Consider the following 21,967-nt stretch of genomic DNA (forward strand, 5'->3'; position numbering starts at 1 on the left):
CCGAGACCACACCCCCCCAAACCACGCCACCGGCGGGACCTGAGACAACAAACCGGCAGCGGAGACACGAAATATCAGGTCCCAGCCAGCCGTTTCCTGTCCCAGGTCCCGGCCACTGGCCGCAATCTGCCCGCATAACGGACCCAAGAGCCCAGCACCGACACCAGGCCACCGAATCCCCTCGTTACCCCCGTCTCGGGCACCACCCGATGCAGATCCACCAAACCCCCGACACCACACCGACCCACCGCACCCAGCCCGCCCACAACCCCGTCATCGCCCCCGGCTCCACAGCCGCTCCCGTGTCCACCCCGGGGAGTGAGACCACTCGGGTGAGCAGCTCCGGGATAGCTGCGTCCTTCCCTGGTCGGGGTGGTGGGTGTCAAGTGTCGAACTTGTTCGATCCGCGAAGCGGACGCCGAAGGCGCACTTGACGCCCGCCACCCCGACTAGCACACTCACGCAGCCCGGAGCCGCGACACCACAGTCGCCTTCTCGCAGCACCCGGCAACCACCACGCGCCAACCGGTATGTCACAAACGGATGGGCTGTCTTGTCTTAGCTAGTGAATAGACGACAGACGGAGGCTGCGGTGCGCAGGATTCTTGTGGTTGGCGGTGGGTACGCCGGGTTCTATGCGGCGTGGAAGTTGGAGAAGAAGCTTCGCAGGGGCGAGGCGGAGGTCGTCGTGGTCGATCCGCGGCCGTACATGACCTATCAGCCGTTCCTGCCCGAGGTTCTGGCCGGTTCCATCGAGGCCCGGCACGCGGCGATCTCGTTGCGCCGGAACCTGCGCCGTACGAAGGTCATCGCCGGCGCGGTCACTTCGATCGAGCACGCGCGGCGGAAGGTGCAGATCCAGCCGGTCCAGGGGGCCGACTTCGAGATGTCGTACGACGTCATCGCGGTGACCGCGGGTGCGGTGACGCGGATGTTCGCCCTGCCTGGCGTGGCCGACCACGCGATCGGGATGAAGCACGTCGAAGAGGCGGTCGCGATTCGGGACCAGCTGCTCACCGCCTTCGACGAGGCGTCCGTCCTCCCGCCCGGTCCGGAGCGGCAACGGCTGCTGACCGTGACGTTCGTGGGTGGTGGCTTCGCCGGAGTGGAGGGCTTCGCCGAACTCCTGTCCCTCGCCAACGGACTGCTCAAGTCCTACCCCGAACTCACGCCGGCCGACCTCTCCTTCCACCTGGTCGAGGCGACGCAGCGCATCCTGCCGGAGGTCGGCGACCGCCCCGCGCAGTGGGTGCGCTCGGTGCTCGAACGTCGAGGAGCGCAGGTCCACCTCGGCACCACACTCGAGTCGGCCGTCGACGGTCACGTCGTACTGTCCGACGGTACGACGTTCGAATCGGAACTGATCGTCTGGACGACGGGCAACGCCGCGACCCGGCTGGTCCGCAGCCACACCGACCTTCCGGTCACCCGGCGCGGCCTGATCCAGGCCCGGGCCGACCTCCGCGTCGGCACCGAGACCGAGGTGGTTCCGGACGCGTGGGCGGCCGGAGACGACGCGGCGATCCCCGACCTCGCGTCGGCCGTGCCGGGAGCGTTGACGGTGCCGAACGCGCAGAACGCCGTACGGCAGGGGAAGTTGCTGGCGAAGAACCTGCTGCGGTCGCTGCGTGGTCGGGAGCCGAAGAACTACGTGCATCACACGCTGGGCGCGGTCGCGACCCTGGGGTTGGGCACGGGGATCTTTCAGTACAAGCGGATCGTGGTGAAGGGCTTCCTGGCGTGGCTGATGCACCGCGGCTACCACGTCCTGGCGGTGCCGACCTGGGACCGGAAGGTGCGGGTACTGGCGGTGTGGCTGGCCGCCGCGGTCTACGGCCGGGACATCGTCTCGCTGGCCTCGGTCCAGCAGCCTCGGGACGCTTTCGTGACCGAGGGCGACGTACCGGTGCTCAGCTCCCGCTCTGCCTGAGTCAGCCTTGCGGGTTGGCGCAGAGGAACGGCGGGCGGGTGCCGCCGGAGTGGTAGTGGTACTGCTTGCCGGCCGCTTCGAGGACGACGCGGAAGCCCGGGACCAGGGCCTGGGTGTAGCTCATCCCCGGCTCCGGGCATCCGAGGCTGCCGTCGGACCAGGTGACCTCGCTGGAGCTGACCACGGTCACCTGGGCCGCGTCCACGCTCAACCGCTTGGCCAGGTCGGCCTTGGCCTGCTCGACCGGCCCTGTCGTCGGCACAGGAGTCGGCACAGGCGTCGGCTCGGGCTTCGGCGGCTCGGGTGTGCCGGGGGTTGGGGTGCTGCTGCCTGACGTGGGCATCGCCGGTCCTCCCGTTGCAGGTTCATTGCCACACGCAACCAATACCGTCATCGCCGCCACGACGGCGACCACAGTGAACCTTCGCATCACGATCACCTCCCACTATGGACGCCCACCGGGTCCAGATCGTTGCACGACCAGTTGTTCAGGTTCCGTTTCCCCGGTGTCAGCCGGCCGGGGGCAGGATCGCCCCTTGGGGCCGCCCGCCCATCGACGCACCAAGGAGCACCGCCATGTCTGTTGACCGTCGTTCCGTCCTCCGGGGTGCCGCCGCCGGCGCCGCGGGTGTCGGTTTCGCCACCGTGGGGACCGTACCGACGCTGGCCGAGGCCACTCCCGGTCCGCGGCACTCACCGTTCCCGACGCACCGGCCGTTCCCGCCGCTGATGGACGACCCCGACGGCATCCTCGCTCTGCCGCCGGGCTTCAAGTACCGGATCGTCACCCGGGCCGGCGAGACCAAGCTCAAGACCGGCCAGCTGACCCCTGGCGCGCACGACGGCACCGCGGTCTTCGGCACCGGCCAGAAGAACTACCTGCTGATCCAGAACCACGAGATCGGCAGCAACAACGCACTGGGCGTGCCGCAGATCGAGGGCACCGTCTACGACACCGGCGTCGGCTCGGCCGGCGGCTGCACCGTCATCTCCGTCGACCGGGACGGCACGAACCTCGGCGAGTGGGTCGGCATATCCGGCACGCTCACCAATTGCGCCGGCGGCCACACGCCGTGGGGCACCTGGCTGACCTGTGAGGAGACCGAGTCCAAGGCGAACGGCACCACCCGCCTGAAGGACCACGGCTACGTCTTCGAGGTCTGGGGCGACGGCAAGACCGCCCACCCCGTCCCGCTGAAGGCGCTCGGCCGCTACGCCCACGAGGCCTGCGCGATCGACAAGGACCGCAACCACATCTACCTGTCCGAGGACGCTTCCGGCCCCAACGGCCTCTTCTACCGCTGGAGTGCGCCGGCCGGCTACAAGCTCGGGCCGAACAGCTGGCAGGACCTCGCCGACGTCGGCTTCGGCACCCTCGAGGCAATGGCCATCCTCGGCGACGACGGCAAGCCGATCCCAGACGTCGCCTACCTGACGTCCGCCCAACTGCTCCGGCCGTTCCGGGTCGCCTGGGTGCCGGTCCCCGACCGGGACGCGGTCTCGGTCTCCTGCCGCAAGCAGTTCACCGACGACAAGGTCACCCGGGGCAAGAAGTTCGAGGGCGTCTTCGGCACCGACGAAGGTGTGTACGTCGTCAACTCGTACGCCGAGGCCGGCACGACCGACCTACCGGGCGACGCCGTACCGCATGACGGCATGGTGTGGTTCTACAACTACCGGGCCCGGACGATCCAGCTGGTCACCTACTTCCCGGACAACGCCGCGGCGGACAAGGGCTCCGAGGCGAGGTACGACGACTACAACTTCGACAGCCCGGACAACGTCACCGTCACCCCGTGGGGCTCGCTCGTCCTCGCCGAGGACGGCAACGCCAGCAGCCACGTGCTGAGCTCGACCCCGGGCGGACCGACGTACGCGATCGCCCGGAACATGCTCAACGACTCCGAGTTCGCCGGCCCGGCGTTCTCCGACGACGGCAAGGTCCTCTTCGTCAACCTGCAGTCCCCCGGCATCACCTTCGCCATCACCGGCCCCTGGCGCGACTACCTCGGCTGACCAGGGCGTGGGTGCCCCGTCCGGATCAGGAGCCGGACGGGGCACCCAACGCGCCGAACGCTGGACGCACAGCGACAGCGCGGCGCAGAGTCGGAGTGGTGGAAGGAGTCAGCCATGAAGATTCGCACCACGTATCTGGACCATGTCGTCCTGAACGTCTCCGACCTCGAGGCCAGCAGCCGATGGTGGTCCAACCTGATCGGTACGCGGCCGACCAAGGACCACGAGGGCGAGCTGTCGTTCCTCGTCGGCGGACAGGCGATCCGGCTGCGCCAGGGCACCCCGGCGCCGAGCGGCTCGGTGAGCGTCTGCCTGGTCGCCGACGCCTCGATCCACGACCTGTACGAGCGCGCCGAGCAACTACACGCCATCCACGGCTCGCCGCACCCGCGCACCGCGGCGACGGCGCCCGCCCAGGCCCTCACCCTCAAGGACCCCGACGGCTACCAGGTCGAGTTGGCCACCTACACCCCGGAGGGCGCTCCCATCCAGTGACCACCCCGGCTACGTCCGTGGTGAATCAGTGGTCGCCACGGATTCCCCGTGAGCGTTGGCACGGCAGTCTGGGATCACGGATCAGGATCTAGGACAGCTGGAGGGGTAATGGGCACTGTGGTGATGCACAACGTGGTGTCGGTGGACGGATTCATCGCCGACGAGAAGGACGACATCGGGCCGTTGTTCGAGTGGTACGGCAACGGTGAGGTCGAGGGTGTGGCCGAGGCCATCGCGAAGGCGCAGGAGCTCGCCGGTGACCGTGTCGTCGGCGTGGCCGCGGGCGACGCCGGCGGGCAAGCACTCGCTCTCGGCCTGGTGGACGAGGTGGCGATGGACGTCGTACCGGTCGTCTTCGGCAAGGGCAAGCGGTACTTCGGGTCGGTCGACAGCCAGTACCTCCTCGAGGAACCGCACGTCGTCATCCAGAGCGACCGAGTCCTGCACCTTCGTTACAAAGTTCGGCGCTAGTCCAGAAAGCAGTCGATTCAAGCGCTCGCTTGATAGCGTCCTCGCATGACCATCTCGAACAAGACCCGTCGCCTCGCCGTCGGTGTCGCCATCACCGCGTTGTCAGCCGGTCTGCTGACCACCAGCCCAGCCTTCGCGCGCGTCGACACGGTCGTTCATCCGGCGCCGGACGGCTGTGACGTGACCACGACCGGATATGTCGGCAGTGCCCAGTGCGCCTTCGCGTCGACCGCGTTCCAGGTCGTCGTACGCTGCTCCGACGGCAGCTACCGCAACGGACCGTGGATCACCGGGCCGAGCCCGAAATGGTCCAACGCGAGCTGCTACAACAACGCACCCGAGCCGTACGCGACCGACGTCTGGATCAATCTCCCCGACTGACATCGAGAGGGCCGTCCACCGGGCGGCCCTCCGCTTTCCCGCGGACGGCGCCGGAGGTGAGGAGGTATTGGCCGACGGCGTACGTCGACATCACCAGGGCACCGCGGCCGGGGAAGTCGCGGCCGGCGAGGCGCATCGCGATGAGGGCGTCGGAGATGAGGAAGAGGGTGCCGCCGAGGCCGCTGCGGGGATTGTGCCAGCGGGACGCGATGGCGGTTGCCGTCAGCAACAACGCGTAGGCAGCGACCGGCACTCGCTGACCGCCCAGTCCGGGTGAAAGCGCCGCGACCAGCGCTGCCCACAGAGCGCCGTACGCCGCCACTACCCGCCACGATCGGCGTCCGGGTTCGGCCAGGAACACGGCCAAGTAGCACGCGTGCGCGGCGGCGAACGCCGCGATCCCGGCCAGCTGCAGATCCGTCTCCAGCAGCAGGTCACCAGCCGCCGAGGCAAGCAGTGCGGCCTGCAGCAAGGGTGGTGCCTGCTCCGTTCGCGACCAGGACAGCAGCAACGGCATCAGCGACACCTTGCTCGCCTGCTTCAGCACCTTGACGTCCCACGCGACGGCAACCACCTGCACCACCGTCGCACCCCAGTACGCCGCCAACCGCCGCCGCCCATTCGCGAGCTGCCCCAGTCTCATGCCCGCGAGACTGCCGTGCGCAGGTGAACACCGTGGGAACGTCCTGCGTCAGCGCGCGGTGAGGTTGATGCCGAAGCCTGGGTGGTCGGAGAGGGTGAGGGTGCCGTCGGACAGGTGGTAGCCGTCGCCGCCGGTGCCGAGGGTGTGGCCGGGCACGCCCTCGACGATGGGGACGTTGCCGAGGCCGGCGGCGATGTGGGCGGCGTACAGGGTCTTGAGCGGCAGGCCCCAGGCGTGCGGGGATGCCTCGGTGGATGCGGCCGCAAGTTGCGGCATGAGTCGACGCCACGCGGTGAGGCCGTAGCCGACGGCATCCATCAGCGCGACGTCGAGGAGACCGGCCCGGGCGAGTCGCAGGATGTGGTCGACGTTCGGGTCGTACTCCCCGTCGGCGATCTTCGGCTGCCACGGCAGCACGGCGAGATGCTCGCGCAGGAACTCGAGATCCTCTCGACGTTCGGCGTACGCCTCCTCGATCCAGTACAGGCGGCAGTCGGACACGGCGGCGAGGTACTCGATGAGTGCGTTCACGGAGAAGCCGTCGTTCGGGTCGACCAGGATCTCCGCCTCCGGATACAGGTCACGGACGAGCCGGGTCACCTCGATGTCGCGGTCGAGGCCGGCCTGGTACGGCATCCAGCGATACCCGCGGCCGAGCTTCAGCTTGAAGTCCCGGAACCCGAACTCGTGGTCCTGCGCCAGGTTCTGCTTGATCGCGCTCAGCCCCGCCGGCGCCTCGTCCGGGTCGAGATCGTCGAGATAGATCCCACCGCTGTAGCACCGCACTCGCGCCGACCCCTTCGCCCCGAGCATCGCGTACACAGGCACCTCGAGAATCCGCGCCGCCAGATCATGCAACGCGTAATCCAGGAACTCGGCCCGCGCATCGATCACCCCGACCTCAGGATCGATCAGCTCGGCCAAGTTCCGCCCGAGCACCACCGCCGGATCCCCGGCGGACAACGGCAGTCCCCACCCGGTCGCGCCCCGGTCGGTCTCCACCACGTACGCCGTTTCGACCCCACCCCTCCCGTGACGTCCCCGAAACGAGTTCCGCCCCACCTCCCGGAGGTACTCCGCCCCCACCTGAACCGTGCGGACCCCAGTCACCACATGCCGAGTAAGGCTCATCAGTCCTCCAATCACGACCCAGCATGCCCACTGCGGCCCACGCCTACCGCTGACCCTCGCGGACGGGATGCTTGGGCAGTCAGACGAGATGGAGGGTCGGATGTCGGACTGGTGGGTCGAACGGCGGCAGAATCAGGAGCTCGAGGAGCTTCGGAGTGAGATGTCGCTGGCGGCGTCGGAGGCGTCGAATCTGCGGTCGCGAGTTTCGCAGTTGCAGGGCAACCTCGACACGCGGTTGCAGCGCCTGACGGCCGCGTTCGATGCCTTCGTCGAGTTGTCCGACATCCGGTACGAGCTGATCGGGTTCGCCGCCGCGGCCGAGGTACGACGGCATGCCGGTCAGGTGCTGACCGCGCTGGCATCGGCCCAGAAGCCGCCGCCACCCGGTGCCGCCTTTCCCGACTACTGGTTGCAGCCCGCAGTCGCTGCGATCCACGGCTTGTCCGCCGACACCACGGGGTTGCCGGCCGGACCGTTGTCCGAGGCAATGACTCTCGACGAGCGCCGTACGTCGATCTTCCTCTGCCTAGCCCTGGCCGCGCTGGGACGTCGCGACCTGGTCAGTACGACCTGGCTGGAGACAGCCTTCGGTACGCCGGTCGACGGCAAGGTCACCCGGTTGCAGCGCGCGCTGTGGTCCACCGGTGCTCGCGGCGGCCTGGGCGCGGACGGCCAGGCGCTAATCATTGAGCGGTTACGGGAACACGTCAAAGGCCTGAGCTGGCTCGAGACCGTCGAGAGCCGTGCTGATTCAAAGCGGCCTTCCGGCCCGGCCTTCGATGAGGTGGCCACCGCGAGGAACGCACACGCCCGGCTCGGTCAGCTCCGCCCTGCCGTCGAGACGATCGCCGGCGACACCGCCGTACGCGAGCCCGATCGTGAGCTCGCGTACGGCGAACCCGCCCCGGACAGCCCGTCGGCCGTGCTGCGGATGCTGATCTCCGAAGGCAGCGAGCCCGAACGCGAGCCGCTGGCCCGCGTCGCCGAACTCCGCGCCCGGATCACCGACACCGCGGCCGCTACCGGAGCGATCACCGACCCGGCCGACACGATCGAGAACCTGCTCCGGGCCGACCTGCGGCGCGAGGACGAGCCGCATCTGTCCGCGACCGCGTTGCGCGTGGTGTCGGCCGACGTATTGGCCGAGGCCGAGGAACTCGCCAAGACCGCGAGCGCGCTCAGCCCGGCACAGGTCGTCTGTACGTTCGGACGGCGGCAGATCACCGTGCTTCCGGATGGTGCCGACCCGCAGTCGATGGCGACTGCGGTGGCCGAGATCAACGCCGGCGCGCCGCCGCTAACAGCTCGTCGCCTGGGCGGACCGATCGCGATCGCCGCGACCGGTCTGGTGGTGGCTGTCGGTCTGGGCCTGATGCACCCGTTCTGGATCGCCGTCGGGGTCGTGATCCTCGGCGTCGCGGCCTACCGCTTCTGGCTGGCCCGGAAGGAGGCCGCCGAGGCCAAGGTCGATGCGGCGGACCAGATCGTCCGGCTGAAGGAGAAGGCGGACGAGGCCGCCGCGGAGCTGGCGTCGTACAAGACGAACGCCCGCGACCGCGAGGCCTCCATCGCCGCTGACCTCGAGGCGATCCGCAAACACCTGGCCTAGGCGTCGAGGTCGGCCGCCACCAGGTCGACGACCTTGCGCAGGACCGCGTCGTCGTCGCAGGTCACGGTGACGTCGTCGCCGCACTTCGCGCCGAGGGTCATGATCATCAGCGCCGATCCGGCGTCCACCGGTACGCCGCCGTTCGTCGCGAGGGTGACCGGTACGCCGGCCTCGGTGACGGCGGCCGCGATGACGGCAGCGGGACGGGCGTGCAGGCCGACGGTCGAGCCGACGGAGATGGTGGTGCTGGACATGAGAGTTCCTTTCAGACCGTGACAGCAGTGGGAGCTTGAGCGGGGGCGGGTTTGCGGCCGAGTTGTTTGGCAACCGTCACCGCGACCGCGGCGACCACAGCACCGGCGAGCAGCGCGAGGACGAACACCGCGATGTGGCCGATGGCGAAGAAGACGAAGATGCCGCCGTGCGGTGCGGACAGCGTCACGCCGCCCGCCATCACGGCCGCGCCGGTGACGGCGGAGCCGAGCATGATCGACGGGATCACCCGCAGCGGGTCGGCAGCCGCGAACGGGATCGCCCCCTCGGTGATGAACGATGCCCCGAGCAACCAAGCGGCTTTGCCGTTCTCCCGCTCCGCCGTGCTGAACAGCTTCGGCCGGACGGCGGTCGCCAGCGCCAGGGCCAGCGGCGGCACCATCCCGGCCGCCATCACCGCGGCCATCACCTTGAGCGAGGCCGGGTTGTCGACGGACAGACCGGCGGTGGCGAACGCGTACGCCGCCTTGTTCACCGGACCACCCATGTCGAAGGCCATCATCAGGCCGAGCACGATGCCGAGCACGATCGCGGACGAACCGGACAGACCGTTAAGCCAATCTTCCAGACCCGAGGTGATCGCGGCCAGCGGCCGGCCGAGGACCAGGAACATCAGCCCGCCCGCGACCAGCGTCGCACCGAGCGGAATCACCACCACCGGCATCAGCCCGCGGCCCCAGGCCGGAACCTTCAGCCGGCTGATCCACAGTGCGGCGAAGCCGGCCAGCAGACCACCGACGATGCCACCGATGAAGCCGGCCCCGACGGTCGTCGCGACCACGCCGACGGTGAAGCCCGGCGCGATCCCGGGCCGGTCCGCGATGGCGAAGGCGATGTAGCCGGAGAGTGCGGGGACGAGGAAACCGAAGGCGAGTGCGCCGAGACTGAAGAGCACCGCACCGAGGTACTGACTGAAGCCACCGGACGGCAGGTTGGCGAGCGAGTTGTTCGCGACGATGTCGGTCGCCGAGGCGTTGATCTTGTAGCCGCCGAACAGGAACCCGAGCGCGATCAGCAGACCGCCGGCCGCGACGAACGGGATCATGTAGCTGACGCCGGTGAGCAGGATCTGCCGCAGCCGGACACCCCACGACACGTCCCCGGAACGGACATCCTTCCGGGGTGGGCCCGACGCGCCGGCCTCAACCTGGGGAGCATCCGGGTCGGCCGCAGCCGCCAGCGCATCGGCGACCATCGCATCCGGCTCGTTGATCGCCCGCTTCACCCCGGACGCGACCATAGGCTTGCCGGCGAACCGGCCGCGGTCCTTCACGCCCACGTCGGTTGCGAAGATCACTGCCTCCGCGGCGTCGATCACGTCCGCACCGAGCGGCGTCGAGGCACCCGATCCCTGCGTCTCCACCAGCACCTTGACACCAGCGCGTTTGCCGGCGGCCACCAGGGAGTCCGCCGCCATGTAGGTGTGCGCGATGCCCGTGGGGCAGGCGGTCACGGCCACGATCTGCCGCTGAGCAACCGGGGCCGCAGCAGCCGGAGCGTCGGCAGCAGTCGGAGCCTTGGCGGCCGGAGCCGGAGCAGATGCCGCGGGCTCAGCCGGCGAGACCGCGGCCTGGACCAGCGCGACCACGTCGTCCGCAGACGTTGCCTCCCGCAACGACGCCACGAACTCCGGCTTCACCAGCGAACGCGCCAGCGCCGTCAGCAAGGTCAGATGATCGGCATCCCCGTCCGCGGGCGCGGCGATCAGGAAGACGAGATCGGCCGGCCCATCCGGCGCACCGAAGTCCACCCCCGGCTGCAAGCGGGCGAACGCCAAAGTCGCTTCGGTGACGAATGACGACCGGCAGTGCGGGATACCGATCCCGCCGGGCAACCCGGTCGCCGCCTGACCCTCGCGGGCCAGTGCGTCGCCGTACAGACCCTCGACGTCGGTGGCGCGACCGGCGGCAACGACCCGTGTCGCCAGTTGGCGGATCACGTCGGGTGCGGTACTACCGAGGTTCTCGTCGAGGACGACGAGGTCGGCCTGGATGATCTGGGACATGGCAGTTCCTCTCAGCCGCGTGGGGTCGCGACGGAACGGGGAGCCAGGGCGACAACGCTGACGCCCGCAGGACGGAGATCGTCGGGCCGCGGCATCGCGGACCCGGCGAGTTGGACCGCGGCGGCGCCGAACGCCACCGCCTGACGCAACCGATCGGCCGGCCCCGCTCCGGCCAGATCGGCAAGTAGATAGCCGGCCAGGGTCGCGTCGCCGGCACCGACGGTGTTGATCGGTACGACGGCCTCGGCCTTTCCGAGCAACGCCGCACCCGAGCCGTCGACCAGCACGGCACCATGCCGCCCGAGGGTCGCGAGCACGGCCCCGACGCCCCGAGCGATCAGGGCCCGGGCCGCGTCGGCCACGAACGACGGGTCGGCCTCGAGCCGCGCCACGTCGTAACCGGTCAGCTCGGCGAGCTCCTCGGCATTCGGTTTGAGCAGATCCGGTTGTACGGCGGCCGACGCGACCGCCCGCAGCGGCTCACCGGACGTGTCGACCGCAACCGAGCATCCCTGCTCGCGTAGCGCGGCGACCAGGCCGACGTACCAATCGGATGGCACCTCCGGCGGCAGCGAACCCGAGAGGACCGCCCATCGTGCGTCGGCAGTCTCCCGCAGTACGGCGGCAACGAGAGCGCCGAGCTCATCGCCGGTCAGCGGTGTCCCGGCCTCGTTCAGCTTGGTCGTCGTACCGTCGGGCTCGACGACCGTCACGTTCACGCGCACCGGATGCGGTACGTCGACCGCCCGGTAAGCGACGGTCTGGTCGCGCAACGCGGCCAGCATCGGGTCGTCGGAACCCGCGGGCAGGACCGCGATCGCGGGCGCACCGGCGGAGGTGAGCGCCCGGGCGACGTTCACGCCCTTGCCGCCCGGCTCGCTGCGGACCGTGATCGCGCGCTGGACCTCGCCGCGCCGCAGTTCGCCGGCGAGCTCGATCGTCCGGTCGACGCTCGGGTTCGCGGTCAAGGTGACGATCATGCGACCACCACCTCGACCTCGCGCCGTTCGAGTTCGCGGACCACGTCCGGGTCGATCGCGTCATCGGTGATCAGTACGTCGACGTCGTCGAGCGACGCGAACCGGACCAGATGCTCGCGACCGATCTTCGAGGAGTCGGCCACCACGACGACCTGGTGTGCGGCGGCGATCATGGCCCGCTTGACCGCGGCCTCGTCCGGGTCCGGTGTGGTCAGGCCGTGGTCGACGGTCAGGGCGTTCGTGCCGATGAAGGCGAGGTCAACGCGTAGGTTTGTCAACAATCCGACTGTCTGATCGCCGACAGCCGCCTGAGTTTCGCCCCGGACCCGGCCGCCGAGCAGATGCAGGCGGATGTTGTCCGAGCCTCCGAGCCGAGCCGCGATCGGCACCGCGTTCGTGACCACGACGAGCCCGCGATCCGCCGGCAACAGCGAGGCGATCCGGGCGGTCGTCGTACCGGCGTCGAGGAGAACGCTGCCGCCGCTGCCGGGCAGCAGGTCGACCGCGGCCTTCGCGATCCGGTCCTTCTGGTCGGCCTGGGTCGCGTCACGTTCGGCGACACCGGGCTCGATCACGGTCAGGGCGGTCGTGGAGACCGCGCCCCCGTGGACCCGGCGGAGCAGGCCGGCCCGCTCGAGCTGGGCGAGGTCGCGGCGCACGGTCTCGGTGGTGACGCTGAGGTCGGCCGCGATCCCGCTGACCGTGACCCGGCCCTGCTCACGGACCTTGCCGACGATCGCCGCCTGCCGCTCCTCCGCGTACATATCGACTCCAGATCTGCGTTTCGTTGGGATTTTGTGTTGTTTCAGTTGGTTTTACGCCCGATCTATTGACATGTCAAGACCTCTGTTCGTAACGTCCTGGCAACCCACCGGACGTAGAGGACCAGCGATGAACCACATTTCGAAGGGCGTTCCCGTCGTACCGGGCGTCGGCTACGGCCCGGTGATCCGCCCCGAGCCGCGCCCGGCGATCCCGGCCCCGACCACCGTCGCCGAGGCCGACCGGGCCGCCGAGATCACCAGGTACGACGCCGCCGCGGCGACTGTGGCCGCTCGACTCGCCGAGCGCGCCGGACACGCATCCGGCGCGGCCGCGGAGGTGCTCAGCGCGACCGCCGACCTCGCCCGGGATCGCGGCTTGAGCTCAGCAGCGGCCCAGCGGATCCAGTCCGGCTCCGACGCCGTCCACGCGTGTGCCGCCGCCACCGATCAGTTCGCGACGCTGTTCACCCAGCTCGGTGGACTGATGGCCGAGCGCGTCACCGATCTGCACGACATCCGCGACCGGATCGTCGCCGAACTCACCGGCCAACCGGAGCCCGGCGTACCCCATCCGACCGAGCCGTCGGTACTGCTCGCCGACGACCTCTCCCCCGCCGACACGGCCGGCCTCGACGAGCTGACCGTCGCCCTCGCCACGCGGCTCGGCGGGCCGACCAGCCACACCGCGATCATCGCCCGCCAACTCGGCATCCCCTGCGTCGTCGCGGTCACGGATCTCCCCGAGATCCCTGCGGGTACGCCGGTTCTGGTGAACGGCGATACCGGCGAGATCATCGTCCGGCCGGACGAGACCATCGCCCGGGCCGCGATCCAGGACTCCGCCGATCAACGTGCCGCGACGGCGTCCTGGCAAGGCCCCGGCCGGACGGCCGACGGTCATCCGGTCGGCATCCTGGCGAACGTGCAGGACGGCCAGTCCGCCCAGCAGGCGGCGACCAGCCAGGCCGAAGGGGTCGGACTCTTCCGCACCGAGCTGGCCTTCCTCAACCGCGAGACCGAACCGACCGTGGCCGAGCAGGCCGACCTCTACGCCGAAGTACTGCGTGCCTTCGCCGGCCGGAAGGTCGTCGTACGAACGCTTGATGCCGGCTCGGACAAACCGCTCGCGTTCACCGGCGCGACCGACGAGCCGAACCCGGCCCTTGGTGTCCGCGGACTGCGCCTGGCCTTCGCCGATCCGGGGATCCTGGATCGTCAGCTCGACGCGATCGCACAGGCCGCGGAGCGCACCGGCGAGCAACCGTGGGTGATGGCGCCGATGGTCGCCACCGTCGCCGACGCGCGGTTCTTCGCCGAACGGGCGCGGAGCCGCGGCCTGGTCACTGGTGTGATGGTCGAAGTACCCGCGGTCGCGCTGCTCGCCGATCGGGTGCTCGAACACGTGGACTTCCTGTCGATCGGCACGAACGACCTCACGCAGTACACGATGGCCGCGGACCGGCAGTCGCCCGAGCTGGCCACGCTGACCGATCCGTGGCAACCCGCGCATCTCGCCCTGGTCGCTCAGGTGGCTCGCGCCGGTCAAGCCGCCGGCAAGCCCGTGGGTGTTTGCGGCGAGGCCGCCGCGGATCCCTTGCTGGCCTGCGTACTCGTCGGCCTCGGCATCACCTCGTTGTCAGCGGCAACCGCCGCCCTCCCCGCCGTCGGCGCCCGCCTGGCCACCGTGACCCTCGACCAGTGCCGAGCCGCGGCCACGGCAGCCCTCGCCGCCGACGATCCCGCCGCAGGCCGGGAGGCTGCCCGCACAATCGTGTTGACGCCTTGATGATCCAGTAGTCGACTGGGAGGTCATACCGAGCTGGGAGGGCACGGGATGGACCACTCGATCTGGGCGGAAGGACTGACCAAGAAGTTCGGCGACAGGCAGGCGCTGGCCGGAGTCGACCTGGCGGTGCCGACGGGCAGCGTCCTTGGCCTGCTCGGCCCGAACGGCGCGGGAAAGACGACCGCGGTCCGCGCGCTGGCGACCTTGATCCGGCCGGACGAGGGCCGGGCCACAGTCGGCGGGTACGACGTGCTGCGGGAGGCGCACCAGGTCCGGCAGCTGATCGGCCTCACCGGCCAGTACGCCGCGGTCGACGAGAACCTCACCGGCACCGAGAACCTGCTGCTGATCGGACGACTGCTCGGCCAACCCCGTCGCGAGGCGCGACAACGGGCCACTGAACTACTCGAGGACTTCGGGCTGTCCGACGCCGCGGACCGCGCGACCAAGACGTACTCGGGCGGCATGCGGCGCCAGCTCGACCTGGCCGCGAGCCTGGTCGGACGGCCGCGCATCCTGTTCCTCGACGAACCCACGACCGGACTCGACCCGCGGGCCCGGCAGGAGCTCTGGAACATCGTCCGCGACCTGGTCCGCGGCGGATCCACGGTCCTGCTCACCACGCAGTACCTCGACGAGGCCGACGCGCTGGCCGACAACATCGCCGTCATCGACCACGGCAAACTGATCGCCACCGGTACGCCGGACGAGCTCAAGGCGAAGGCCGGCGCTCAGTCCCTCGCCGTACGCCCGGCGCATTCGTCGGACCTGCCCACCGTCGTGTCGGTTGTCGGAGAACTGGCCCAGGCCGAGCCCGAGGTCGATCGTGAAGTCGTCACCGCTCCGGTCACGGATCCGGCTGTCCTTCCGGCCGTCGTACGGCGGCTGGACGACGCCGGTGTGGTGATCAGCACGCTCACCTTGCGCGGCGCGAGCCTGAACGAGGTGTTCTTCTCGCTCACCGGTCACTCGGCCGAGGACGAATCCGACGAGACGACCGAAACGGTGCGGTCATGAACGCGCGGGTGAGCCCACTGCAAGGCTTGCAGCAAACGGCGACGTTGGCCTGGCGCACGATCGTGCAGATCAGGCACAACCCGTGGGAGCTCGGGGACTACAGCTTCCAGCCGATCCTGTTCCTGGTCCTGTTCACGTACATCTTCGGCGGCGCCATCTCCGGCAGCACCGCCGACTATCTCCAGATCACGCTGCCCGGCATCATCGTGATGAATATGTTCTTCGTGACGATGTACGTCGGCACCGGTCTGAACGCCGACCTGACCAAAGGTGTCTTCGATCGGCTGCGGTCGTTGCCGATCGCGCGCTGGGCACCGCTGGCCGGGCGCATCACGGCCGACCTGGTCAAGCACGCGTGGTCGGTGTTCTTGCTGCTCGCGGTCGGGTATCTGATGGGGTTCCGGGTGGAGACCTCGGTGCTGAGCCTGCTCGCCATGGTCGGTCTGGTGCTGGTCTTCGCGCTGGCGTTCTCCTGGATCTCGGTCCTGGTCGGGGTGATCGCGCGCGATCCGGAACAGGTGCAGATCTTCGGCTTCACGGTGCTGTTCCCGGTCACCTTCGTCAGCAACGTCTTCGTCCCGACCGAGACGATGCCGGGCTGGATGCAGCCGATCGTGGAGGCGAACCCGGTGACCATCCTGGCCGACGCCGCCCGCGGCCTCCTGGTCGGCGGCCCGGTCGCCGAGCCGGTCGCCTGGACCCTGCTGTGGGCCGGCGCCATCATCCTCGTCTTCGCCCCGATCTCGGTCTACGCCCTCAGACGCAAGGTCTGACGATCAGTCCGCGCAGGCTGCCGAAGCCAGCAGCGGGAGCCAGAGCTCCCGCCACCAGCTCACCTCAGCTTCGTGGTTGGTCAACGAGGACGACCTCGCAGTTGTAGTGCTGGGAGGCTGTCATCGGGCCACGGAACCAGAGCAGCGGGATCCTGGTCGGGTCACCGGGGGCCACGATCGGCCGGAGGTTATCCACCTCGGAGTTCTCCGTGATCGGCGTCCAGGTCGTACCGGCGTCAGTGACGTGAGCGTGGAAGATCTCGTGGTGCGGTAGCTCGGTGCCGTCGCGCGGGTCGATCGGCGTCGAGACGTAGAGCGAGTCGACGTCGTACGGGTCGATCGCGACCAGGCCGGTGTAGTCCTGCTCGTGTGGCAGCAGACCCGGGCCGGCCTTCGCCAGTTGCCGCACCTGCCACTTCCCGCCGGGAGCGAGGCGCGCGTAGAAGAAGCGGTGATCCCGCACTTCACGGTGTCGGTCAGAACTGTCCGAGGGATCCTCCTGCCGGGCGAGCAGGATCGCAGCGAGCGTGCCGTCGGCGCCTCGCCGGATGTCGATCGTCCAGCAGTGCGTCATCGGCTCGCCGTCCCACAGCGACCCGGCTTCGAGCACGGTGGTCAACTCGACCTGCGACGGCGCCTCTCCGTCGAGCGCCGCCGGATCGACCACGGTGCCGTCCGCCCGGTGCAGCGCCCCGGCCTCGAGATAGCCGTGGTAGATCGAGTTGTTGTAGTCGCGCGGGTGGTGATCGGTCGTCACCAGGTCGATCCGCGTCGGCGTCGAGACATACCGCGTGTAGCCGTTCACGTAGCCGACCTTCGGCCGAGTGAACAGCTTCCCGGCATACGTCCAGGTGTCACCGTCATCGTCGGAGACCAGCGCGCACTGGTCGTCGTTCACGGCTCTCGCGAAGCAGTACAACCGCCCGTCGAGCACGTGCAGGTTCGAGTACGTGACCCCACGGCCGCCGGTGAAATCACTCCAGTCGAACGTCCGCTCCGGCCCCCACGTCCGCGGATCCCCCGGCTCACTCACCCGCCACCGGGTCAGGTCATCCGTCTTGTGCTTCGTGTACACCGCGAGCCACCGGCCATCTGCCCGCCGCCGCAACGCCGGCACATCATGATCGTCCGCCTCGAGCCGTTCATGCAGTACGACGACCTCACTCGAACCGGCCCGCAGATCGACCACCGTCAACTCGACGTTCCCAGCCCGATCCGCACCCCCAGGCCCCTCCGGCGCCGCAATCGACCCGACCACCAACACCTGACTGTCCGGATCCACCACCGCCCGCTCATCCTGAAACCAACACCAAGCACCGTTGTCATTGATCACCACAGGCTCGCACATGACCACACAGTCTGCCAGCAAACGCTTACCAAGGCACCCGCAACCCGATCAGGCAGATTCGGCGCCGGATGCCTCGAAGCCGGATTCAGGCGGGAGTTCGGGTCCCGCGAGGGGGTTGGTGCCGAGCGGGCGGCTGATCAGCTGGGACCGGACGGCTTGGCGGGCTTCGGTGCCACCGATGCCGGCCAGCAGGTCGACGAAGGCGGTATTGCGGGCCAGCGCCGGATAGTCGTCGGGGAGGCGGCGCTCGAGTTGTTCCAGGTGGGCGGCGAGCTTGTGCCGTTCCTCGGCCGAGCGGTCAGGGGCACGCAGGCCCTGGGCCCGGAAGGTGCGGCTGACGACCGACCACCAGGAGTCGCCGGCCGGTGGTGGGTTCGAGGCCTTCGCGTGGACATCGGCGTAGTCGAGGAACTCGAGGATCGGGTCGGCTCCGGCCTCCTCGCTGACCAGGCGTTCGTAGAACGACGGGTACAGCTGGTGCAGCAGGATGACGGTGATCAACTGGGCGCTGCCGAGCGGTGGCTGCCGCCAGGCCGGGTTCAGGCGGAACTCGAGGACGAAGCTGTTGATGATCCGCTTGATCCGCCGTGGATTGCGCCCGGTCCGCTCCGCGAGCAGGTCGATCACCTTGTCGTCGACGAGCGCCGTCGTACCGGATCGTTCGGCGTACCCGCGGATCAACTGCCGCACCCGCTCGTGGTCGGGCGCCGGGACCCGATAGGCGACCTGCACGATCTTCTCGAGGTACGTACGGCCTTCACTCAAGCCTCCCCTGGCTGCCCCGGACACACCGCGGGCCAGGACGGAGAGGTCGCAGCCGATCACGAAGATCAGCCCAGGCGCATCGAGGTACAGCTTGACCGCCTCGCAGACACCGAGTACGACGCTGTCGTCGCAGCGGTCGAGGTCGTCGATGAAAACGACCAGGGTTCTCTTGCCGGACCGCTTGCTCTCGGCACCGACCCAGTCGGCCAGCATCCCGTGGATCAGGTCCCGCAGTTCGTTACGCGACTGCGAGTCGACCGCCAGCCGGCCCATCAGCTCGTCGACCAGACGACTCGCGCCGAAGAAGCGCGCGAGGACGACACTGCCGATCCGGGCGACGCCGACCAGGCGTTTGCGTTTGGCCAGCCTCCGGACGGACCGCCGGATCACGTTGCTGTCCAACTCGACCAGCACCGACTTGATCAGGCCTTCCAGCGCGTTCTCCCCGTGTGCGGTCCACGCGTTGAACCGGACCTTCACCATCTCCGGCTTGCCCGGCAGCCGCGCATCGATCTGGTGCAACAGCGTGCTCTTCCCAACACCCCAACCACCGTCCACCGCAAGCACGAACGGTGTCGACCCCCGAGACGCGGCAAGGATCGCGGCGATGTCCTCAGCGATCGCCGACGTCCCGAGCAGATCATCCGCGTCATCATCAACCGGCCGATCCCCGATCAACACGTACCGGTCGCCGGGCGCCAACGGCACCAGGACCTGGCCGGGCTCGGGCTCGTCAGTGGTGACAATCTTGTCGACCGGGGTCCTGGAGGCCTCGGCGACGATCTCGACGATCAGCTCCTCGTCCACCTCGGCGACGACATCCAGGTCGCCGGCCCTCCACTGCCTCTCCCACTCGGCCCTCTCCTTGATCAGGTTCTTCTCGTCGTCGCGAAGACTCGCGGCGAGCTCGAAGTCCTGCCCGTCGATCGCCGACTCCTTCGCCCGGCGCACGTTCGCGATCTTCTCGTCGAACTCGCGCAGGTCCGGCGGAGCCGTCATCCGGCGGATGCGCAACCGGGCGCCGGCCTCGTCGATCAGATCGATCGCACTGTCCGGCAGGAACTGGTGCGTCACGTACTTGTGTGCGAGGACCACCGCCGCGACCAGCGCTGAATCGGTGATCGTGACCCGATGATGGGCCTCGAACTGCTCGCGGACCCCTTTGAGTGACTCGATCGTCCACGCGACACTCGACTCGGCCACGGTGATGGTCTGGAACAGGCCGCCGAGCAGATTGTCGTTCTCGAGATAGTTGCTGTAGTCATCCAACGTCATCCCGCCGACGACTTGGACCGAGCCGTCGAGCAACGCCGGCCGCAGTACGGCGGCAGTGTCGACGCCGCTCGTGGCGCCCGCGCGCAGCAGCACATGCAACTCGTCGACGAACACGATCACGTCGCGGCGGTCGGCGGCCTCGCGCAGCGCCGAGTGCAGTTTGGCCACCGCGTCCGGCTTGTCGACCGCCGTTGTCAGCAAGGCCTCGGCGTCGAGAGCGTAGACCTGCTTGTCGCGCAAGATGTCCGGTACGTCGCGGCGGACGATCAGCTGGGCGACGCCCTCGACGATGGCACGCTTGTTGATCCCGGGCTCGCCGACCAGGCACGGGTTGTTCCTGGTCCGGCGGGACAGCACCTGCAGCGTACGTTCGACCTCCCGTTCCCGGCCGATCACCGGATAGAGCTTCCCTTCACGGGCCAGGGCAGTCAGATTCTGACCGAGCTTGTCCAGCTCCAAGGAGGCGATCTCCGGCGCGTCCACCGCGACTCGGTCCTCCAACAGCTCGATGACCTGCCGGCGCACGCTGTTCAGATCCGCACCCAGCTTGACCAGGACCTGCGCGGCGACGCCCTCACCCTCGCGGATGAGGCCGAGCAGGATGTGCTCGGTGCCGATGTAGTTGTGGCCCAACTGCAAGGCCTCGCGCAGGGCGTACTCCAGCACCCGCTTCGCCCTGGGAGTGAACGGGATGTGCCCGCCCGGTGCCTGCTCCCCGCGGCCGACGATCTCCTCGACCTGTGAGCGGGCGGTCTCGAGCGAGACCCCCAGCCTCTCGAGCACCGCGGCTCCGACACCCTCACCCTCGTGGATCAGGCCGAGCAGGATGTGCTCGGTGCCGATGTGCTCGTGACTGAGCCCCCTGGCCTCTTCCTGCGACAGCACCACCACCGTACGAGCCCGGTCCGTGAACCTCTCGAACATGCGTCCCCCCAGCCCAGATCCCTCCCCTAAAGCTGCCCTGAAACCGCGGCTGACGCCAGCCTCAATCGACCCGGACTGCGGCTTCCAAGGCGGCGAGGAGGCTGAGCGGGCGGTCGGCGCAGGCGCGGACCTCGTTGGTTGAGCCGCAGCATCCGTTGATCATCAGCGGGATTCCCCACCAGGTGCGGATGACCGGAGCCGATCGGGGTGCAGACCGGTGGAGGGAAGGCGAGTCCGGTATGCGGGCGCAACTCGGCGCAAGGCCTGGACCTGGGACAGGTTACGGGGAGCGGGGACATCTGGTGCGGTGTTCACGCTCCCCATTTGGTGTCCCAGGTCCCGGCCGGCGCGTGGTTTCCGGCGATACGGACGAACCCGGTCACATGCCGGGCGGCCTACCCGGCATCTGCACTAGATAGTGAGGACGAGGCGGCCGGAGGTTTGGCCGGTGGATTGGCGGTGCCAGGCGGTGGTGATGTCGGGTAAGGGGACTGTTTCGTGGGCGACGGTGATGGCGCCGGTTGCGGCGTGGTGGAGTACGGCGGTCAGGGCGTCGCGGCGTTGGTCGGGGGTGAGGGCGTTGTTGGTGTAGCCGAGGATGCTGGCGGAGCGGCTGCGCAGGATCGCTGAGGAGAAGGTTGCCTCGTCGCCGGATGCGCCGCCGAGGTTCACCAGCCGGCCGCCGGGCGCCAGGAGTCGGGAGGCGGCTGTCGCGGCCGCTCCGAAGACGGGGTCCACCACGACGTCGACAGCGCCACCGGTCGCGTCGGCGAGCCACCCGGCGAGATCGCCGGAGGTCGGCGTGATCACTTCGTCGGCACCCGCGGCCAGCGCTCGCTCCCGAGCATCATCGGATCTGCAGACGGCAACGACCCGGCCGGCGTCGAGGATCCGCGCCGTACCGATCGCCGCCTGCCCAACCGCTCCGCCACCACCGAGCACGAGCACCCGCTCCCCCGGCTGCAACTGCGCACGCCAGGTCAGCACCATCCACGCGGCCACCGCGGACAAACCGAGTGCGGCCACCTGAGTGTCGGGCACCGGAGTGTCGAGCACGACGAGATCCTCATCCGGTACGGCGCAGAGCTCGGCGAAGCTCCCGTCGCCCGGAGACATCCCGGCCGAGGTCGCGAAGAACACCTTCGTCCCCGGATCCACGACCGCCGACTGCTCGACCACGCCGACCCCTTGCACCCCCGGCACATACGGCACCTCAGGCGGGCCGAAGTACGACGTACCAGAAGCACACAACAGGTCGAGCGGTACGACGGGAGCCGCGGTGACGCGGACGATCGAACGGCCCTCGGACGGAACGGGATCCGGGTGTTCGCCGTGTGATGGCGCTTCACCGTGGATGCGCAGGACGGCTGCTCGCACGCGA

At 69.1% G+C, this 21,967-nt stretch carries 19 protein-coding genes; 9 read left to right on the forward strand and 10 right to left on the reverse strand.

The window, feature by feature from the left end; genetic code table 11:
• Positions 1-592: 592 nt before the first annotated feature.
• On the forward strand, positions 593-1,930 hold the full coding sequence (locus V9K99_RS40580) for an NAD(P)/FAD-dependent oxidoreductase (RefSeq protein WP_337324174.1): 1,338 nt from the start codon (positions 593-595) through the stop codon (positions 1,928-1,930).
• Position 1,931: 1 nt separating this feature from the next.
• Here V9K99_RS40580 and V9K99_RS40585 read toward each other — a convergent pair whose 3' ends face one another.
• Entirely contained in the window at positions 1,932-2,273 is a 342-nt protein-coding gene (locus tag V9K99_RS40585) for a hypothetical protein (protein WP_337324175.1), read from the reverse strand.
• 233 nt (positions 2,274-2,506) lie between these two features.
• Between V9K99_RS40585 and V9K99_RS40590 the strand changes: the two genes are divergently transcribed.
• The 4 genes from V9K99_RS40590 (at position 2,507) to V9K99_RS40605 (ending at position 5,293) form a co-directional block, all read left to right on the forward strand.
• A complete protein-coding gene (locus V9K99_RS40590) occupies positions 2,507-3,946 on the forward strand; it encodes an alkaline phosphatase PhoX (RefSeq protein ID WP_337324176.1) in 1,440 nt (479 codons plus the stop codon).
• Positions 3,947-4,060: 114 nt separating this feature from the next.
• Positions 4,061-4,441, forward strand: a complete 381-nt coding sequence (locus V9K99_RS40595; protein ID WP_337324177.1) for a VOC family protein — start codon at positions 4,061-4,063, stop codon at positions 4,439-4,441.
• A gap of 108 nt (positions 4,442-4,549) precedes the next feature.
• A complete protein-coding gene (locus V9K99_RS40600) occupies positions 4,550-4,912 on the forward strand; it encodes a hypothetical protein (RefSeq protein WP_337324178.1) in 363 nt (120 codons plus the stop codon).
• Between the two features lie 45 nt (positions 4,913-4,957).
• Entirely contained in the window at positions 4,958-5,293 is a 336-nt protein-coding gene (locus tag V9K99_RS40605; protein ID WP_337324179.1) for a hypothetical protein, read from the forward strand.
• Here the strand turns inward: V9K99_RS40605 and V9K99_RS40610 are convergent.
• On the reverse strand, positions 5,277-5,936 hold the full coding sequence (locus V9K99_RS40610; RefSeq protein WP_337324180.1) for a lysoplasmalogenase: 660 nt from the start codon (positions 5,934-5,936) through the stop codon (positions 5,277-5,279). The two genes, V9K99_RS40605 and V9K99_RS40610, sit on opposite strands and share 17 nt — an antisense overlap.
• Positions 5,937-5,984: 48 nt before the next feature.
• The gene (locus V9K99_RS40615; protein WP_337324181.1) at positions 5,985-6,938 is read right to left on the reverse strand and encodes an enolase C-terminal domain-like protein; all 954 of its coding nucleotides are present in this window, start codon (positions 6,936-6,938) and stop codon (positions 5,985-5,987) included.
• Between the two features lie 229 nt (positions 6,939-7,167).
• On the opposite strand from V9K99_RS40615, the gene V9K99_RS40620 reads away from it, so the two are divergent.
• Positions 7,168-8,676, forward strand: coding sequence for a hypothetical protein (locus V9K99_RS40620; protein WP_337324182.1), 1,509 nt, complete (start codon positions 7,168-7,170; stop codon positions 8,674-8,676).
• On the opposite strand, the gene V9K99_RS40625 is transcribed toward V9K99_RS40620, so the two are convergent.
• Genes V9K99_RS40625 through V9K99_RS40640 form a run of 4 tightly spaced genes read right to left on the reverse strand, consistent with a single transcriptional unit; the run spans position 8,673 to position 12,698 of the window.
• Positions 8,673-8,930, reverse strand: a complete 258-nt coding sequence (locus V9K99_RS40625; RefSeq protein ID WP_337324183.1) for an HPr family phosphocarrier protein — start codon at positions 8,928-8,930, stop codon at positions 8,673-8,675. The genes V9K99_RS40620 and V9K99_RS40625 overlap by 4 nt on opposite strands.
• An 11-nt stretch (positions 8,931-8,941) precedes the next feature.
• Entirely contained in the window at positions 8,942-10,954 is a 2,013-nt protein-coding gene (locus tag V9K99_RS40630; protein ID WP_337324184.1) for a PTS fructose transporter subunit IIABC, read from the reverse strand.
• An 11-nt stretch (positions 10,955-10,965) separates the two neighbouring features.
• Positions 10,966-11,934, reverse strand: coding sequence for a 1-phosphofructokinase family hexose kinase (locus V9K99_RS40635; RefSeq protein WP_337324185.1), 969 nt, complete (start codon positions 11,932-11,934; stop codon positions 10,966-10,968).
• Positions 11,931-12,698, reverse strand: coding sequence for a DeoR/GlpR family DNA-binding transcription regulator (locus V9K99_RS40640; protein ID WP_337324186.1), 768 nt, complete (start codon positions 12,696-12,698; stop codon positions 11,931-11,933). The genes V9K99_RS40635 and V9K99_RS40640 overlap by 4 nt, the downstream gene beginning before the upstream one ends.
• A 127-nt stretch (positions 12,699-12,825) precedes the next feature.
• On the opposite strand from V9K99_RS40640, the gene V9K99_RS40645 reads away from it, so the two are divergent.
• From V9K99_RS40645 to V9K99_RS40655, 3 genes are read left to right on the forward strand one after another with little or no spacing between them, the layout of a single operon-like run.
• Positions 12,826-14,484: a phosphoenolpyruvate--protein phosphotransferase gene (locus tag V9K99_RS40645; protein WP_337324187.1), complete on the forward strand. Its 1,659-nt coding sequence runs from the start codon at positions 12,826-12,828 to the stop codon at positions 14,482-14,484.
• Between the two features lie 48 nt (positions 14,485-14,532).
• Positions 14,533-15,501, forward strand: coding sequence for an ATP-binding cassette domain-containing protein (locus tag V9K99_RS40650; protein ID WP_337324188.1), 969 nt, complete (start codon positions 14,533-14,535; stop codon positions 15,499-15,501).
• Positions 15,498-16,274, forward strand: a complete 777-nt coding sequence (locus V9K99_RS40655) for an ABC transporter permease (RefSeq protein WP_337324189.1) — start codon at positions 15,498-15,500, stop codon at positions 16,272-16,274. Before V9K99_RS40650 ends, V9K99_RS40655 begins: the two co-directional genes overlap by 4 nt.
• 64 nt (positions 16,275-16,338) lie before the next feature.
• On the opposite strand, the gene V9K99_RS40660 is transcribed toward V9K99_RS40655, so the two are convergent.
• The 3 genes from V9K99_RS40660 to V9K99_RS40670 all read right to left on the reverse strand — a co-directional run bounded on the left by V9K99_RS40660 (position 16,339) and on the right by V9K99_RS40670 (position 21,963).
• Positions 16,339-17,559: a BNR-4 repeat-containing protein gene (locus V9K99_RS40660; protein ID WP_337324190.1), complete on the reverse strand. Its 1,221-nt coding sequence runs from the start codon at positions 17,557-17,559 to the stop codon at positions 16,339-16,341.
• A gap of 111 nt (positions 17,560-17,670) precedes the next feature.
• Positions 17,671-20,586: a P-loop NTPase fold protein gene (locus V9K99_RS40665; protein WP_337324191.1), complete on the reverse strand. Its 2,916-nt coding sequence runs from the start codon at positions 20,584-20,586 to the stop codon at positions 17,671-17,673.
• A gap of 411 nt (positions 20,587-20,997) precedes the next feature.
• Positions 20,998-21,963, reverse strand: a complete 966-nt coding sequence (locus V9K99_RS40670) for a quinone oxidoreductase family protein (protein WP_337324192.1) — start codon at positions 21,961-21,963, stop codon at positions 20,998-21,000.
• Positions 21,964-21,967 lie beyond the last annotated feature (4 nt).

It is taken from the genome of Kribbella sp. CCNWLW201 (assembly GCF_037203805.1).
Classification (GTDB): Bacteria; Actinomycetota; Actinomycetes; order Propionibacteriales; family Kribbellaceae; genus Kribbella.